Here is a 15184-nt window from a genome sequence, read left to right as displayed (position 1 = left end):
TGAAGGGATCAGATCAGCCCCAGCAGAGGTCCATGCCCTCTTTGACCGAGATCGACTCGACGCCATCGGCCGGCTTGTCCGTCACCAGCGCAACACCGGTGTCATAGAAGTCCTTGCCGGGCGTGTTCTCGGGCTTCACGCCCTCGTCGGCCCATTTCTTGACCGCCTCGACGCCAAGCGACGCCATCAGCAGCGGGTATTGCTGCGAGGTTGCGCCGATCACACCGTCGGCCACGTTCTGCACACCGGGGCAGCCGCCGTCGACCGAAACGATCAGCACATCGTTTTCGCGGCCGATGGCCTTGAGCGCCTCATACGCACCGGCGGCAGCCGGTTCGTTGATCGTATAGACCACGTTGACCATCGGATCCTTGGCCAGAAGGTTCTCCATGGCCTTGCGGCCACCCTCTTCGTTCCCGGCGGTGACGTCATGGCCTACGATGCGCGGGTCGGTCTCGTCGCCCCATTTGTTCGGGTCGCCCAAGTCAATGCCGAAGCCCTGCAGGAATCCCTGGTCGCGCAGCACCCCGACCGAAGGCTGGCTGACTGCCAGATCCAGCATGGCGATCTTCGCGTTCTGGGCTTCGTCTCCCAGCGTGGCAGCGGCCCATTTGCCGATCAGCTCGCCCGCCAGAAAGTTGTCGGTTGCAAAAGTCGCATCCGCCGAGTCGATCGGTTCGAGCGGTGTATCCAGCGCGATGACCAGCACACCGGCGTCGCGCGCCTGCTGGACGGCCGGAACGATCGACGATGTATCGGATGCGGTCAACAGGATACCCTTGGCACCGTCCAGAATGCAGGTCTCGATCGCCTGCACCTGAGTTTCATGGTCACCGTCGATCTTGCCGGCGAACGCCTTGAGCGTCATGCCCAGCTCTTCGGCCTTGGCGGTGGCACCCTCTTTCATCTTCACGAAGAAGGGGTTGGTGTCGGTTTTGGTGATCAGGCAGACCGTGTCCTGCGCGGCGGCAGCGCCTGCCATGGCTGTAAAGGCCAGCGCGGTCGCGCCGGCAAATGCTGAAATCTTCAAGGCTTTTCCTCCCAATATCTCCGATACCCGATGGGCATCTAAGGAGTCCGGACGGATTTCTTCCGGCTCCCATATGTAAAACCATCCGGTGATTCTCGGGTTCTGTCAATAAATAAATCACTCTTATTTATTATTGACACTGAGTAGGCGCATCCACATTCTTGATCGTAGGAGGAGCGGCCCGTGCCCGAGGAACAATCAGCGCAGAGCAATCCGCCCGAGCGCGTTTCGACCGTGCGCGGGACGAACCAAAGTGGCATGCGCGCCCACAACGAACGACTGGTGCTGTCACTGGTCCGCCGGCACCAAGCGCTCGCCAAATCGGAGCTGGCCCGCATGACCGGATTGTCGGCGCAGACTGTCTCGGTGATCATGCGCCAACTGGAAAGCGATGGGTTGCTGCTGCGGGGCGAGCCACAACGTGGCAAGGTTGGGCAACCCTCGGTGCCAATGCGCCTGAATCCGGATGGGGCCTATTTCCTAGGGCTGAAGGTCGGCCGCCGCAGCACCGAGCTGGTATTGACCGATTTCCTAGGCAAAGTACGGGATCGCGCGCGAGAGACCTATGACTATCCCACCCCCGGCGCGACATTGGATTTCGCCACCGGCACATTGGACCGGATGATACACCAGATGCCGACAGCGTCGCGTGACCGGGTGGCCGGGTTGGGCATTGCGATGCCCTTCTATCTTTGGGACTGGGCGCAGACCCTGAATGTCCCACAAGAAAAGATGGATCCATGGCGCTCGGCTGATCTGCAAGCCAGTCTTTCCCTAGCGCGAAACATCCCGGTCTATTTGCAGAATGACGCCACCGCGGCTTGCGGGGCAGAGTTGGTCTTCGGGCCGTCCGAAAGACCGCGGAACTTTCTGTATTTCTACATGGGCTACTTCATCGGCGGGGGTGTCGTCCTCAACGGCGTCATTTTTTCCGGGCGCGGGAATGCAGGCGCCTTGGGTCCGTTGCCGGTTCCCGTCGGCTCGGGCGCGGTCAAACCCCTGATCGATGTCGCCAGCCTTTGCGTGCTTGAGCAGAAGCTTGTCGCCGCAGGCCTGGATCCCTTCCATATGTGGGAGACCCCGGACCATTGGGACATGCCGGATACACTTCTCGAGGCATGGATGGACGAGGCCGCGAAAGGTCTGGCCTATGCGATCCTGTCTTCCTGCAGCCTGATCGACTTTGAAACGGTGAAAATCGATGGCTGGATGCCCGAGAGCGTTACCGAGCGCTTGATCGAACGCGTCGAGACGCATCTCTCCCGGCTGAACTTTACAGGGCTCGAGCAGCCCTCGATTCTGGCCGGGTCGGTGGGTCCGGATGCCCGCGCCCTGGGGGCAGCCAGCTTGCCTCTGTCGAACAGATATCTTGTCGAAACCTGAGCGACAGCCGCGGACGTACAAAAGTATTGGCGAGGTTTCGCCTGACGAACGATCACAAAGCCCCCGCCAACCCTTCCCCGTACAGCCGGTCTAAGATATTACAGGCACGGCACCAGCACTGCTTGGCGGGCTGCAGGTACCACGTGTTCAGAATGAGGTTCTATCATTGAAACTGCGTCACCTTTTACCCGCCCTTATCGCATGGTCAGCCCTCCCCTTTGCGGCCAATGCGCAATCGTCTGACGCCGATGGCGCCGGGTTGTCGCTGGAACTCAACGCGGCGCAGGATGTGGGGCAGGCCTGTCGGCTGTCATTCCTGATCACCAACGAAACCGGACGGGCGATCGACAAAGCCGTTTTCGAAACCGTGATCTTCGACACGCAGGGTTCGGTGATCAAACTGTCATTGTTCGATTTTAGGGATTTGCCGCAGGACCGCCCGCGTGTACGCCAGTTCGACCTGCCTGACAGACCATGCGCAACGGTCGGGCGCGTTCTGATAAACGGAGCCAGTTCCTGCATGACCGGCGGTTCCGAGAGTGATCTTTGCAATTCGACCCTTTCGGTGACCAGCCGCTTGGAAATGGAGCTTTTGGGATGAACATCTTCAACGCGCTTGGCCAGATCCTTGCACTGGGCGGGCCAGTAGTGGCGATCCTTCTTGTGATGTCGATCCTGACCGTAGCGGTTTCGATCTACAAGCTCTGGCAGTTTGCGGCCTGTGGCGTCGGCCGCCATAGGGTGTTGTCCCAGGCATTGGCGGCCTGGGATGCCGGAGACCACGACACTGCGCGCGAGCGTCTGGCCGCCAGCAGCAGCTACCTTGCCCCGATCGTGGGTGCGGCAATGAGCGCCCCGGATACTGCTGGGCTGGACGAACGGCTGGACGCCGAAGCCGGCCTGGCGTTGGCCAGGCTCGAGCGTGGGTTCCGGCTTTTGGATACAGTCGCGCAGTTGGCCCCCTTGCTGGGGTTGTTCGGCACGGTTCTGGGCATGATCGAAGCCTTCCAAAGCCTGCAGACGGCCGGAGCCGGTGTGGATCCGTCGCTGCTGGCAGGTGGGATCTGGGTTGCGCTGGTGACGACGGCGGTGGGTCTGGCGGTTGCGATGCCCACATCCATGGTCCTGTCCTGGTTCGAAAGCCGCACCGCGCGCGAGCGGGTATTCGCAGACAAGGCCTTGCGCACGATCCTCGTACCGACCCAGGCGCTGCCTACAGCAGCGACAAGCACCGCGTTTGTCGCCGCGCCGGGACATGCGTAACGCGGCCCCATTTGTTCGGCGCGCCATGTCGATGACACCGCTCATCGACGTGATTTTTCTGCTTTTGCTGTTCTTCATGCTGACGTCGACCTTTTCGACATTCGGAGAAATTCAACTCAGCAGCGCAGCCGCGGGCCCATCAGAGCCCAGCGCCCCGTCGGATCGCGCTTTTGTGCAATTGGGGGCGAACCGCGTGGTGCTGAACGGAGCACCGCTCTCGCTGGATGAATTGGCACAGGCATTGCAGCCCGGGCAGGTGCTGGTCAGTCTTGACGGCGACGTCACCGCCCAACGGCTTGTTGACTTTCTGGTGAAACTGCGCGGCCTCGACGGTCTGTCGGTAACGGTTCTGGAGTGACGCCATGATCCGCCACGACCGCCCAAGCCGCAAGCGCGACTCGACCATTCCGTTGATCAACGTGGTCTTTCTGATGCTGATCTTCTTTTTGATCGCCGGAACCGTTGCTCAACCGTTGGACCCGGACTTGGAGCTGGTCAACACATCCGATCTGGATGGCCGCGAACCACCCGATGCACTGGTTCTTCATGCTGACGGGACGCTCAGCTTTCGCGGAACACCGACGGATCCGCAGACCTACATGACCATTCGTGGCGAGGAACCCGTGCGGATCGTGCCTGACCGGAACGTTTCCGGGGCACGCCTGATCGAAGTCACCGGCGCTTTGCGCCGCCTCGGCGCCACCGCAGTCTTTGCGGTGACCGAACGGGCGCTCGAATGATCCGGGAATCTCTGTTTGTCGCGGCGCTTGCCGTTGTGCTTTCGGTGCTTTTTCACCTTTTCCTGCTACTGCCAGCCGCGCGGGACTCTGCGGAACCTGCGATGGCCGGTTCGCAACCGGACACGGTTGCCTTGGGCAACGCGTTCGAGGATCTGGCGGAAACCGCGACCCCGCCCGAGCCGCCGCCCCCCGCAGAAGAGCCCGAGCCCGAAGTCGAACAGCCGACAGAGCCGGACCGGGCCGAAATACCCGTCAGCGAAACACTGGTCGCCTCGTCGGACCCGCAAAAGGTCAACTCGCCTGATATCGGACAAACCAACCCGGTGCAGCCTGATCAGCCCGTTCCGGAAATCGTTGAGCCGGCGGACTCGGCCGAAGGTGATCGGCAGGCCGCCGATGAGGTCGACGAAACACCGCCCGTCCAAGCCGAATCGCAGTCCGCAGCGGCGCCCGAAGCACCGGTTGAACCCATAGAGGCCCCGATTTCAGAGCCGGAGCAACTCGCTGCCCTGCCTGCCACCTCACCGATACCGGACCCCTCAGTGCCGGCGGAGGAGCAGCAACCGGTCGAAAGCGACACCGACGACGGCACCTCGGATCTGGCGGTTGCGACATCGATCCGGCCGCGTCTTCCGGACCGCACCCCTGCACCGGCCCCTGCGCCCGACCAACGGGCCAGCAGGCTGGACAGTTTTGACAACCTGCGATTTCCCAACAAGCAGATCGACTCGCCGCTGACGACCTATCGCCGACAGGGGGTCGACGCATTTACCCGCGGGGGCAACTCCAATCAGTCCGGCGGTCGAGGCCCCGGCAACTCGAACGTCACCAATTATGCCGGGCAGGTTCTTGTCCACCTCAACAGAACTCCGCCGGTCTATGTCTCGGTTCGCGGCTTTGCCAAAGTCTTCTTTGAAATCAACCCGGACGGAACACTGGCCTGGGTCGATATCATCGACAGTTCCGGCTCGACCGAGGTCGACAGGGCCGCCAAGGAACAGGTCCGTCGCGCATCGCCCTTCCCGAGACCTCCGGGCGGGGTCAGCCGGAAGCTGTCGTTCTACTTTCAGAACGGTTAATCGGGCCTTTCCTGCGCTAGCCCGAAGCAACTGGGCGCAATCGGTCAGTCCGACGGTCTTTCCCATGGAGGCTTCACGCCGATCTCGGCGATCAGAAAATCCATGAAGACCCGCACCTTTGGCGACAATACGTTCGACTTTGGAAAGATCAGCCACAGCACGTTGTCTTCCGCCGCCTCGTATTCGGGAAGGACATGACGCAACCTGCCTGAGGCAAGTTCCTCCTGAACGCTCCACAGCGAGTTCATCGAGATCCCCGCACCTGCCACGGTGGCCAGCTTCTGGCTGAGACCGTCATCCATGATCAATGGACATTTCGTGGCTCCGGGATCGAAGCTTGCGACGGCCCCCCGGGTAGTTTTCAGCGCCCGAGCCCGGGTGTGGCGAAATGCGATCAGCCGATGATGCACCAGATCATCCGGCGTCTCGGGTTCTCCGTGGGCCGACAGGTAATTCGGTGCCGCGCAAAGGATGCGTTTGTCATCCGCCAGCTTGCGACCCTTGAGGCTGGTATCGATCAGCGGTGCGTTCCGCAAAGCAAGATCATAGCTGCCTTCGATCAGATCAAACTGAGCATCCGACAGACGCAGGTCCAGGGTCACACCCGGATGCTGTTCCTGGAACTTTGCAAGGATCGGAGCAATGTAGAGCTGTGCAAACGTGCTGGGCGCAGTAAACCGCAGTGTGCCGGTGGCTTGGGCCGACCCCTGCCCCAAAGCGGCCAAGGCCGCATTCTCCTGCGCCAGAATCTCGCGCGCATAAGGTAGAAACTCAGCGCCCTCCAGAGACAACGATACTTTCCGGGTCGAGCGGTGAAGCAACTCGACACCCAGATGATGCTCCAGCTTGGCAAGTCGGGCGCTGGAGACTGCGGGCACCAAACCCAGTTCGCGCCCGGCGGCCGATATGTTCAGCTTGTCCGCTGCAAGCACGAAAAGACGAAGCGCTTGTGTGTCCATTAGCTTATTATACGCAAAATCCGAAAACTGAAACCTGATATCCGCCGTTTCATCGGATTCTGCAAGTGATATTTCTGGCTCCACGGAAGACAAACTAAATGGAGCCACAAATGTCCGTTCGCCCGAACGTTCAGTCTCAGATCCTCGAAGCCTTCAATTTCCGGCACGCGACAAAGGTCTTTGATCCCGACCGCAAGATCAGCAACGCCGATTTCGAAACCATTCTTGAAGCTGGCCGCCTGTCGCCCACCTCTTTCGGGCACGAGCCATTCAAGATTCTTGTCATCCAATCGCCCAACAAACGCGAGCTTTTGCGCGAGTTTTCCTGGGGCGCCAATGGCATGATGAACGGCAGCTCCGGCCAATTGGGGACAGCCAGCCATTTTGGCATCATTCTGGCCAGCACTGCGGCAACCATGACCGCTGGGTCTGATTATCTGCAGGACCACTATCGCAAGGTCAAACAACTGCCCGAGGACGTCATCGAATTATTCAACGGTGCGTATGGCAAGTTCCAGTCAACCGACCATCGCATCACCACTGAACGCGAGATCACCGACTGGTCCGGCAAACAGGCCTATATCGTTCTGGCCAACATGATGACGACCGCAGCCTTGATGGGTATCGATTCCTGCCCCATCGAAGGGTTTGACATGGAACTCACCACCCAGACTCTGGCCGAGCATTTCGGGGTGGATACCTCGAAATGGAAACCCGCGGTGATGTTTGCCTTTGGGTATCGCGCCAGTGATCCGCAATTCCCCAAGACCCGCCGCCCGATGGCCGAAACCGTGAACTGGTTCTGAGCCAACGTCGATTAAGCCAGGGGCTGCGTCATCCGCAATTCAGTGAGGGTACAGATGCAACGAACCGGTATCGTAAACTATCACGTTCACAAACCTGAACGGCAGGCGTTCCAACTGGACGCCAGCGGCATTGTCGGCAACCTGATTTCGCCGGAACTGTTGCCGACACAGGTGAACCTGACTGATATGCGGACATCGGGGCAACCCCTGCGCTTTGACCCCGACGGCGTCGAGTTTCTGAATGCGCCCAGTGCCATCCGCGATTTTTCCGGGGATCAGTGGAAACGGACCTACGAACACGAGCTCACTCAACTGCTGACCAAAAAGATCGGCGTTCGCGAGGTCGTGATCTTTGACCATACCTTGCGCGTGGACGACCCAAAGGCGACACGCAAGCCGGCGCGCAATGTCCACAGCGATTACAGCGCGGACGGCGCTCGGCAACGACTGGTGGATTTGCTTGGCCCCGAGCGGGCGGCCGAGTGGAGCAAAGGGCACTATGCCTTTGTCAATCTATGGCGGCCGGTCGGTCACCCGATCAACAGCGCGCCGCTGGGGTTTGTCCGTCCTTCGTCCGTTGAACCCAAAGACTGGATCCTGCTTGACCTGATCTATCCTGACCGCAAAGGGCAGATCATGGGGCTTGTCGGGAATGCACGGCATGACTGGGTCTATCTGTCTCGAATGAGCCCGGATGAAATCGCGATTTTCAACATCTACGACAATCGGGGGTTGCCTTCCGTCGCGCACAGCGCGCTCGATATGGTCGAGAACCCGACCGTCACCACCATCCGGAAGAGCATCGAGACCCGCACTTTGGTGCGGTACTGACCAAGGAACCATCATGTTGGACAAAAACCAAAACCTGTCCTTTGCCCCGATCAACAAGGCCTACGGTCAGGTATTTCGACCGGATCAGCTGACGCTCGGGCTGGTATTGCCGCTTGAGGCCTACCCGGTGGGATCCGAGCCGACGATGAAGGGCCACATGAAGGCCGCGCAATTGGCCGAGTCTCTGGGCTTTGCCGCGCTTTGGCTGCGCGACGTGCCATTCAATGTTCCAAGTTTCGGGGACCCCGGCCAGATCTTTGACCCGTTCGTCTATCTGGGTGCGCTAGCGACCGCGACGGATCGCATTGCCCTGGGGACCGCCAGCATCGTTTTGCCCCTGCGCCATCCGGCCCATGTGGCAAAGGCAGCCGCGTCGGCGGATGTATTGTCCGATGGCCGTCTGCTGTTGGGTGTGGCGTCCGGCGATCGACCGGAAGAGTATCCGGCAATGCGTCAATCCTTCCCCGATCGAGGTGAGCGGTTCCGCGACAGCGTCGACTATATCCGTGCGACGGCAACACCCTATCCCAAGCATGAAAGCCTGCAGGGGCATCTGCCCGGCGACATTGACCTTCTGCCAAAACCCTCGGGATCGCGCCTGCCGCTGTTAATCACGGGCGGCAGTCGACAATCCCCGGATTGGGTGGCTGAAAACGGCGATGGATGGATGACCTATCCGCGCGACGCGGCATCACAGGGGCGCGCGGTGGCCGATTACCGGAACCGTCTGAAAGGACTGGGGCAACCGGACAAACCGGTGATGCAGTCGCTCTATGTCGACTTGCTGGAAGACCCAAATGCCCCCGCACGTCCCATACATCTGGGGTTCCAGTCGGGTTCGAATTTCCTGCGCCGCTACTTGGCTGAAATACGTGAGATCGGGATGAACCACGTCGCCCTGAACCTGCGTTTCAACCAGGCCGCCATCGAACCGACACTCAAACGCCTGGCGGATACGATCTTGCCAGAATTTTCATAAGGAACGGATCGCATGACCAAAACCATTCTGATCACCGGCGCAACCGATGGTATCGGACTGCTCACCGCCAAGAAACTGGCCGCTGACGGTCACCGTGTTCTGTTGCACGGGCGGAACTCTGCAAAGCTGGAGGCAGCCGCCCAGGAGGTTGGAGGACAGCCGGAAACCTACAGCGCCGATTTGTCCGACCTATCAGCCGTGAGGTCTTTGGCGGAGGCCATCCGGTCCAATCACGACCGGCTGGATGTGCTGATCAACAACGCCGGCGTCCTGAAGGCTCCGCAGACCACTCTCGAAAACGGTCTCGATATCCGCTTCGTCGTGAACACGTTCGCGCCCTATCTGCTGACCGAACTTCTGCTTCCGATCATTCCCAAGACTGGCCGCGTCGTGAACCTGTCCTCGGCCGCCCAGGCCCCTGTGGATGTGGATGCTTTGACCGGCAAAACGCGATTGGCCGATATGGGCGCATATGCGCAAAGCAAGTTGGCAATCACGATATGGACGCGCGAACAGGCCCGCGCCCTGCCCGATGGACCGGCGTTGATCGCGGTCAATCCGGGTTCGTTGCTGGCGTCAAAAATGGTCAAGGACGGTTTCGGAGTCGCCGGCAACGACCTCAACATCGGCGCCGACATCCTGATCGACGCCGCACTTAGCGATCGGTTCGCGCAGGCGTCGGGCGCCTATTTCGACAATGACGGCGGTACATTTGCAGACCCGCACCCCGCAGCGCTGAAGTCCGAACACGCTGCCGACGTCATGAAGGCCATTCAAGACACTATCCGCCGATACGGCTAAGCCGGGCGCACTCCCGCGCCCTGCCAATCCATGCAAACCCTCGCATCTTTGATGGCGAGAACAGGAGAGGACTGTCCAATGAAATACGAAAACTTCCAGACCTTTGACGTCGCGGTCGAGAATGCAATCGCCACCGTGACGTTCAACTTCGGAGCGGTCAATGTTCAGGGCCAAGAGATGCTGGCCGACCTCAACAGCCTTGCGATGCGGCTGGAGCGGGACCGGGAAACCAAAGTGGTGATCTTCCAGTCGGCGAACCCCGAAATCTGGGTCTGTCACTACGATACCGAGTTGCTCAAGGATCTTTCGACCGAAGCCGTCTCGCGTGAAGACGCCCAGCTGCTGGACCTGCAGTCCGTTTGCGAACGGCTGAGCAAGGTCCCGCAGGCAACAATCGCGAAGCTCGAAGGCTTCGCCCGTGGCGGCGGACACGAACTCGCACTCGCGCTGGACATGCGTTTTGCGGCACGCGGGAAGTTCAAGTTCATGCAGATGGAAGTTGGCATGGGCATCCTGCCCTGCGGCGGCGGCGCTTCTCGCATGGCGCGCCAAACCGGGCTTGGCCGGGCATTGGAAATCATCCTGAGTGCGCAGGATTACGATGCCGGCGATGCCGAGCGCATGGGCACCATCAACAAGGCGCTGGATCCCGACGAGATCGGTCCCTATGTCGATGCTCTGGCCAGGCGCATTGCCCAATTCCCCGCCGAATCCATCAACGCGTGCAAGCAGATGGTCTACGAATCCATCGACAAACCTATTTCCGAAGCGTTGAGGGCCGAGGCCTATTGGCTGTACCAGGCGACAAGCAAGACGCCGGCGGTCAAGCGCTTTCGAATTGCCGATGAACAAGGGCTCGAGCATGATATAGAGAACCAGCGAAACTGGAACGAACTGGTCATGAAGGTGCAAGAGATCGCCAACTGACGACTGCGCTTGATCCGCTGAAATCGGTTTCAGCGGATCATATCCCGCAGCAGGCATGGGCGTTCCGACGGCAAGGGGGCCGAGGCACGCAGGTCGCCATACTGCGTCTGTCAAGGAACCCAAACGCCCATGTTCCGAAGCCGGCGGTAAGCCAAAGGATAGACGGCAGCAGCACCGACGTCCGAGGCGGCCGGGCTGATCAACGGTGCGCGGCGCTTTTCGGTCGCCAACGCACGGGATCGAATGTGCCGGAACGACCGGCAGACTTACTAAACACACACCCAAACAACGTTTAGCAGGTGCCTTCTTTGCGCCCAAAGCAGAAGACGTGCTCCAGAAACCGTATTGGCGTGAATCCGAGTTTCGACGCAACTCGTCTTTATCAACCACGCCTTGAAGCGCGGGGAAAAGTTTCGGCCGGCTCATAAAGCAAAGCCAACAAAGTCGATTGGGTGTCTTGGATCACTTGCGCGTTTCCGCCCGAAATATTGAAAACCGCAAGTACCCCGACAAAACCGCCGATTTTGTGGTAGGTTACTCGGTATTAACAAAAAATTTTGGGAGGACGAAAATGAAAAACAAAACAAGATCAACCATAATGGCGGCCTTGTTTGCTGCAGCTGCCACAACCGTTTCCGCACAAGATGATCCCCCCATAAACTTCCTGATTATTTGGGGAGATGACATTGGATTTTGGAATATCAGTGCCTACAACCATGGCATGATGGGGTATCAGACACCCAACATCGACCGCATAGCCAAAGAAGGCGCGCTATTTACTGATTGGTACGGAGAGCAGTCCTGCACCGCGGGACGAGCGGCCTTTATCACAGGACAATCTCCCATCCGCACGGGCCTGACCAAGGTCGGCCTACCCGGCGCGCCAGAGGGCATGCCCGTCGAAGACCCAACCATCGCAGGGCTGCTCAAAAACCATGGTTACATGACTGGCCAGTTCGGCAAAAACCATTTGGGTGACCGTGACGAGCACCTACCCACAAACCATGGTTTCGACGAGTTTTTCGGAAACCTTTACCATCTCAACGCAGAAGAAGAGCCGGAAAACCCTGACTACCCCAAGGATGAAGCCTTCAGGGAAAACTTCGGCCCGCGCGGGGTGATCAAGTCGACCGCTGATGGCTCGATCGAGGATACCGGGCCGCTCACGAAAAAGCGCATGGAAACCGTTGACGAAGAAGTCACAGCCAGCGCGTTGGATTTCATGGATAGAGCCGTTGAACAGGACAAACCTTTCTTCCTTTGGTGGAACTCCACCCGCATGCACATTTTTACGCATCTGAAGGAAGAATCCGAGGGAGTGACGGGACTTGGAGTTTATCCTGACGGCATGGTCGAGCATGATGGGCATGTCGGTGTACTGCTTGATAAACTTGATGAGCTCGGAATCGCCGAAAACACCGTCGTAATGTATTCAACCGACAACGGAGCGGAGACGTTCACGTGGCCGGATGGCGGCACGACACCCTTCCGCGGTGAGAAGAACACACAATGGGAAGGTGGCTATCGCGTCCCAACGGTCATCAAGTGGCCGGGTGTTATCGAGCCGGGATCGAAGGTCAATGGCGTAGTATCGCATACGGATATGTTGCCTACCATTCTGGCTGCGGTCGGTGAGCCAGACATCAAAGAACGGTTGCTCGATGGTGGCGTTGAAGCCATCGGCCGCCAATACAAGGCCCATCTGGACGGCTACAATCTTCTGCCGTCGCTCTCGGGTCAAACTGATGAGTGGCCGCGCAGTGAGTTCATCTATTGGACGGATGATGGCAGCGTCGCCGCCTTGCGATACGAACAGTACAAGGTGACATTCCTGAAGCAGAATGCTCATGGGCTTGATGTATGGCTCTCACCGTTTGAAGTCTTGCGCGCACCGATGCTGGCAAACCTCCGCAGCGATCCGTTCGAGCGAGCCGAAGAAGAGAACGCCATGGGATACCAGCGCTGGTTCCTCGAGCATATGTTCGCGATAGCGCCGGCCGCCGCCTACGTAGGGCAATGGCTGCAAAGCTTCGAGGAATTTCCGCCAAGGCAAAAACCTGGCAGTTTCAACCTCGACAACGTTATGGAGGAACTCACGAGCCGTGCCGGGAACCAATAGCATTAACTGGACGCCGTGAGCTGTGTTCGCCAGTCTGAATTCACAGTCAACTGTTTGTCGAATTCAGACTGGTAAATCATCCCTTTGGACTGAAGACCAGCGCAGTCCAAGGGAAATAGTGAACGGCGGCTCGGTTCCGTTTTGCGGGCATTGAGCGCTGCTTTCTGGACAGAACCCTAGGCGGTCTTTGGAATAACGTATTGGCGCTGCTCCGCTCTCACTCTGTTGCCGGCCTAACTCAACAAGGCAGCAACAGGCTTTTTGGGCTTTCTGCCATGAGAATCAGTCGCCTTTCACTTTCATTCCACTTTTCCTGAACCAATTCGCACGGAGGAGTTTTTAGACGTGAAAAACCGAAAGCTCTACCTTGGCCCCCTGACCGACAATAGACGCTGGGATGTGGTTCGCATCCGCCCCGACGATGTGTTCGTGGTGACACCTCCGAAATGCGGCACGACCTGGATGCAAACCATCGTATCGCTGTTGTTTTCTGGTGATCCCGAAGTTGAAACGGAGTTGTCCGTGAAGATGCCTTGGGTAGACATCCGAATCCGAGAAATGCCTGAAGTCGCAGAGCGGCTCGAAGCCATGCAGCATCGGCGCAGCATGAAAAGCCACACACCTATGGATGGGTTACCTCTGGATGATCAAGCACAGTACATCTGTGTTTTTCGTCATCCCCTCGACGCGCATTTCTCGTATCGCAAACACGTCAGAAACATTCCAATGACCTGGTTTGACACCTGGTATCCCGAGAACGATGAAGAAGGTATCACATTCCGTCGCTTTTTGGACGGCGGGGCGGAAGGGTTCGATACCGATGCGATGCCACTGGCACATATCATTTGGCATTACAAAGCAGCTGCGGCACTTTCCGACCGGCCGAACGTATCGCTTTTTCACTACGCCGACATGACCCGGGACTTGAGAGGGACGTTCTTCCGACTGGCTGACATCTTGGGCACGACCCATTCAGAGGTGGTCATGGATCAATTGGTTCAAGCTGCGACCTTCGACAACATGAAGGACAAAGCAGAACGCTATGCCCCCTCAGGTGGCAAGGGGTTCTTCAGGTCGGATGCCGAGTTTTTCCACAGCGGAACGAGTGGCAAATGGCACGGGAAACTGACGGCGGAAGAACTGGCAGGCTACGACGCAATGATGGACGCACACCTGGATCCCAAAGACCGAGAATGGTTGGAATATGGCTCTCGGGGAAACGACGCTGCCTAGATATTGCTATACCGATCGAACCAGCGAATACCGAAAATAGTAAACCCGGTTCGCAATGGAATATAGAACAGAGGTTTCCCGGGGTTGCTAATCTGAAGGGGCGGCATTCAGGCAAGCATTTCCCCAGCTTGGCCAACACTTAGGGTTCCGCCTTTGGCTACCTCGACATAAACCCCTATATCCATGTGCCCCATCAACTGCCTGATAAGATAGGGTATTTTCAAGTCACGCTCGGCCGTATCCGGGTTCACTTCAGTGGCCGCACACCTTTTCGTTCGCGATAGTATCTTCAACTCAACATCGCCAAATCTCAGAACCGATCCAACTGCGTCCAACTCGGAAAACGAAGGCAAGCCGTCTATCTCGATATTCGCGCGGAAGCGCGCTGGCTGGATCTCTGAGTTCAGTTTTTCACCCAACTCTCGCACCGACGCGCGATTAAGAACGGATATCGCGTTCATCATTTTTGGTGAGACGACGGACACATCCGTAAACCGATGAGGAGCAGACGAGACGAATTCCGGCAATTCGGGATCTTTCAAGTCGATCTCCGAAGACAAGAAACTCGCCGCATTCATCCGGTCTTCTGGTGTTCGCATATTGAAGCTTTGTGTTTTGCCGTTCGCTTTGATCTCAAGATCTTGAGTCTCAATATCAAAACTCGTCTCTACGCCTGCCAACGCAGCCTCATTCAACAGAACAACAAAGCGATCTTTCGGCAGTGGCTGAGGGTTCTGCGCGTCGAACCCGGAGTTGTAGCGCGCAAATCCGAACAGGCGATCACCCGGGATCCCCTCCCCTGCCCGCAGCGTCACGGTTTGCATCGGCTCGGCACTCAAGCCTTTGATTGGGTACCGGTTCAATCTGACGATAGAGAGCGTGTTCATACGTCTGCACCTGTCCAACCGAGTTATGCACGATCCAGAGTGACCCGTGCCGTTTGACGCTATCTCCAATCCTCAAAGGTATCGACCGAATAATCCGCTAGAGCTTCACAAGCGGGTGCCAAAAACCGGTTGGCCGCACGAGGGCCG

General features: G+C 58.4%; 16 protein-coding genes. 13 read left to right on the top strand and 3 right to left on the bottom strand.

Features of this window, described 5'->3' with window-relative positions; genetic code table 11:
- Window positions 1-13: 13 nt before the first annotated feature.
- A complete protein-coding gene (locus ACR3EL_RS03090) occupies window positions 14-982 on the bottom strand; it encodes a sugar ABC transporter substrate-binding protein (protein ID WP_093965461.1) in 969 nt (322 codons plus the stop codon).
- Window positions 983-1288: 306 nt separating this feature from the next.
- Here ACR3EL_RS03090 and ACR3EL_RS03085 point away from each other — a divergent pair, with 306 nt between their 5' ends.
- The 6 genes from ACR3EL_RS03085 (at window position 1289) to ACR3EL_RS03060 (ending at window position 5495) form a co-directional block, all read left to right on the top strand.
- The gene (locus tag ACR3EL_RS03085) at window positions 1289-2413 is read left to right on the top strand and encodes an ROK family transcriptional regulator (protein ID WP_170342977.1); all 1125 of its coding nucleotides are present in this window, start codon (window positions 1289-1291) and stop codon (window positions 2411-2413) included.
- A 166-nt stretch (window positions 2414-2579) separates the two neighbouring features.
- Window positions 2580-3014 (top strand): hypothetical protein, encoded by a 435-nt coding sequence (locus ACR3EL_RS03080; protein WP_170342887.1) that lies wholly within the window; start codon window positions 2580-2582, stop codon window positions 3012-3014.
- Window positions 3011-3676 carry a MotA/TolQ/ExbB proton channel family protein gene (locus ACR3EL_RS03075; protein ID WP_170342889.1) on the top strand — a complete coding sequence of 222 codons (666 nt, stop codon included), beginning with the start codon at window positions 3011-3013 and terminating at the stop codon, window positions 3674-3676. The genes ACR3EL_RS03080 and ACR3EL_RS03075 overlap by 4 nt, the downstream gene beginning before the upstream one ends.
- Before the next feature lie 31 nt (window positions 3677-3707).
- On the top strand, window positions 3708-4034 hold the full coding sequence (locus ACR3EL_RS03070; protein WP_093965501.1) for an ExbD/TolR family protein: 327 nt from the start codon (window positions 3708-3710) through the stop codon (window positions 4032-4034).
- Between the two features lie 4 nt (window positions 4035-4038).
- A complete protein-coding gene (locus ACR3EL_RS03065) occupies window positions 4039-4416 on the top strand; it encodes an ExbD/TolR family protein (RefSeq protein ID WP_170342891.1) in 378 nt (125 codons plus the stop codon).
- Window positions 4417-4517: 101 nt separating this feature from the next.
- Window positions 4518-5495 carry an energy transducer TonB family protein gene (locus ACR3EL_RS03060; protein ID WP_480720379.1) on the top strand — a complete coding sequence of 326 codons (978 nt, stop codon included), beginning with the start codon at window positions 4518-4520 and terminating at the stop codon, window positions 5493-5495.
- Between the two features lie 44 nt (window positions 5496-5539).
- Here the strand turns inward: ACR3EL_RS03060 and ACR3EL_RS03055 are convergent, their stop codons facing one another.
- Window positions 5540-6454: a LysR family transcriptional regulator gene (locus tag ACR3EL_RS03055; RefSeq protein ID WP_480720377.1), complete on the bottom strand. Its 915-nt coding sequence runs from the start codon at window positions 6452-6454 to the stop codon at window positions 5540-5542.
- A gap of 110 nt (window positions 6455-6564) precedes the next feature.
- On the opposite strand from ACR3EL_RS03055, the gene ACR3EL_RS03050 reads away from it, so the two are divergent.
- From ACR3EL_RS03050 to ACR3EL_RS03020, 7 genes are all read left to right on the top strand, one after another.
- On the top strand, window positions 6565-7260 hold the full coding sequence (locus tag ACR3EL_RS03050) for an NAD(P)H-dependent oxidoreductase (RefSeq protein WP_170526347.1): 696 nt from the start codon (window positions 6565-6567) through the stop codon (window positions 7258-7260).
- 54 nt (window positions 7261-7314) lie between these two features.
- Window positions 7315-8091: a CmcJ/NvfI family oxidoreductase gene (locus tag ACR3EL_RS03045; RefSeq protein ID WP_480720375.1), complete on the top strand. Its 777-nt coding sequence runs from the start codon at window positions 7315-7317 to the stop codon at window positions 8089-8091.
- 13 nt (window positions 8092-8104) lie between these two features.
- Entirely contained in the window at window positions 8105-9070 is a 966-nt protein-coding gene (locus tag ACR3EL_RS03040; protein WP_480720373.1) for an LLM class oxidoreductase, read from the top strand.
- Between the two features lie 12 nt (window positions 9071-9082).
- Window positions 9083-9871, top strand: coding sequence for an SDR family NAD(P)-dependent oxidoreductase (locus ACR3EL_RS03035; RefSeq protein WP_480720371.1), 789 nt, complete (start codon window positions 9083-9085; stop codon window positions 9869-9871).
- 78 nt (window positions 9872-9949) lie between these two features.
- A complete protein-coding gene (locus tag ACR3EL_RS03030) occupies window positions 9950-10798 on the top strand; it encodes an enoyl-CoA hydratase/isomerase family protein (RefSeq protein WP_480720369.1) in 849 nt (282 codons plus the stop codon).
- Between the two features lie 571 nt (window positions 10799-11369).
- Window positions 11370-12917, top strand: a complete 1548-nt coding sequence (locus tag ACR3EL_RS03025; RefSeq protein ID WP_170342904.1) for an arylsulfatase — start codon at window positions 11370-11372, stop codon at window positions 12915-12917.
- Window positions 12918-13262: 345 nt separating this feature from the next.
- Window positions 13263-14150 (top strand): sulfotransferase domain-containing protein, encoded by an 888-nt coding sequence (locus tag ACR3EL_RS03020; RefSeq protein ID WP_480720367.1) that lies wholly within the window; start codon window positions 13263-13265, stop codon window positions 14148-14150.
- A gap of 107 nt (window positions 14151-14257) precedes the next feature.
- On the opposite strand, the gene ACR3EL_RS03015 is transcribed toward ACR3EL_RS03020, so the two are convergent.
- Window positions 14258-15037, bottom strand: coding sequence for an MOSC domain-containing protein (locus ACR3EL_RS03015; protein WP_170342908.1), 780 nt, complete (start codon window positions 15035-15037; stop codon window positions 14258-14260).
- Between the last annotated feature and the right edge of the window lie 147 nt (window positions 15038-15184).

Source organism: Ruegeria sp. BJ3 (assembly GCF_056535665.1).
Note: the sequence above shows the minus strand (reverse complement) of the source record. Positions and strands in the feature narration are given on the sequence as shown.

Bases quoted from the DNA above. Each gene is read 5' to 3' on its own strand.
- ACR3EL_RS03075 (WP_170342889.1), top strand. From the start codon at position 3,011: ATGAACATCTTCAACGCGCTTGGCCAGATCCTTGCACTGGGCGGGCCA.
- ACR3EL_RS03025 (WP_170342904.1), top strand. From the start codon at position 11,370: ATGAAAAACAAAACAAGATCAACCATAATGGCGGCCTTGTTTGCTGCA.
- ACR3EL_RS03045 (WP_480720375.1), top strand. From the start codon at position 7,315: ATGCAACGAACCGGTATCGTAAACTATCACGTTCACAAACCTGAACGG.
- ACR3EL_RS03070 (WP_093965501.1), top strand. From the start codon at position 3,708: ATGACACCGCTCATCGACGTGATTTTTCTGCTTTTGCTGTTCTTCATG.
- ACR3EL_RS03015 (WP_170342908.1), bottom strand. From the start codon at position 15,037: ATGAACACGCTCTCTATCGTCAGATTGAACCGGTACCCAATCAAAGGC.
- ACR3EL_RS03060 (WP_480720379.1), top strand. From the start codon at position 4,518: ATGGCCGGTTCGCAACCGGACACGGTTGCCTTGGGCAACGCGTTCGAG.
- ACR3EL_RS03085 (WP_170342977.1), top strand. From the start codon at position 1,289: ATGCGCGCCCACAACGAACGACTGGTGCTGTCACTGGTCCGCCGGCAC.
- ACR3EL_RS03050 (WP_170526347.1), top strand. From the start codon at position 6,565: ATGTCCGTTCGCCCGAACGTTCAGTCTCAGATCCTCGAAGCCTTCAAT.
- ACR3EL_RS03055 (WP_480720377.1), bottom strand. From the start codon at position 6,454: ATGGACACACAAGCGCTTCGTCTTTTCGTGCTTGCAGCGGACAAGCTG.
- ACR3EL_RS03040 (WP_480720373.1), top strand. From the start codon at position 8,105: ATGTTGGACAAAAACCAAAACCTGTCCTTTGCCCCGATCAACAAGGCC.
- ACR3EL_RS03090 (WP_093965461.1), bottom strand. From the start codon at position 982: ATGGCAGGCGCTGCCGCCGCGCAGGACACGGTCTGCCTGATCACCAAA.
- ACR3EL_RS03030 (WP_480720369.1), top strand. From the start codon at position 9,950: ATGAAATACGAAAACTTCCAGACCTTTGACGTCGCGGTCGAGAATGCA.
- ACR3EL_RS03035 (WP_480720371.1), top strand. From the start codon at position 9,083: ATGACCAAAACCATTCTGATCACCGGCGCAACCGATGGTATCGGACTG.
- ACR3EL_RS03065 (WP_170342891.1), top strand. From the start codon at position 4,039: ATGATCCGCCACGACCGCCCAAGCCGCAAGCGCGACTCGACCATTCCG.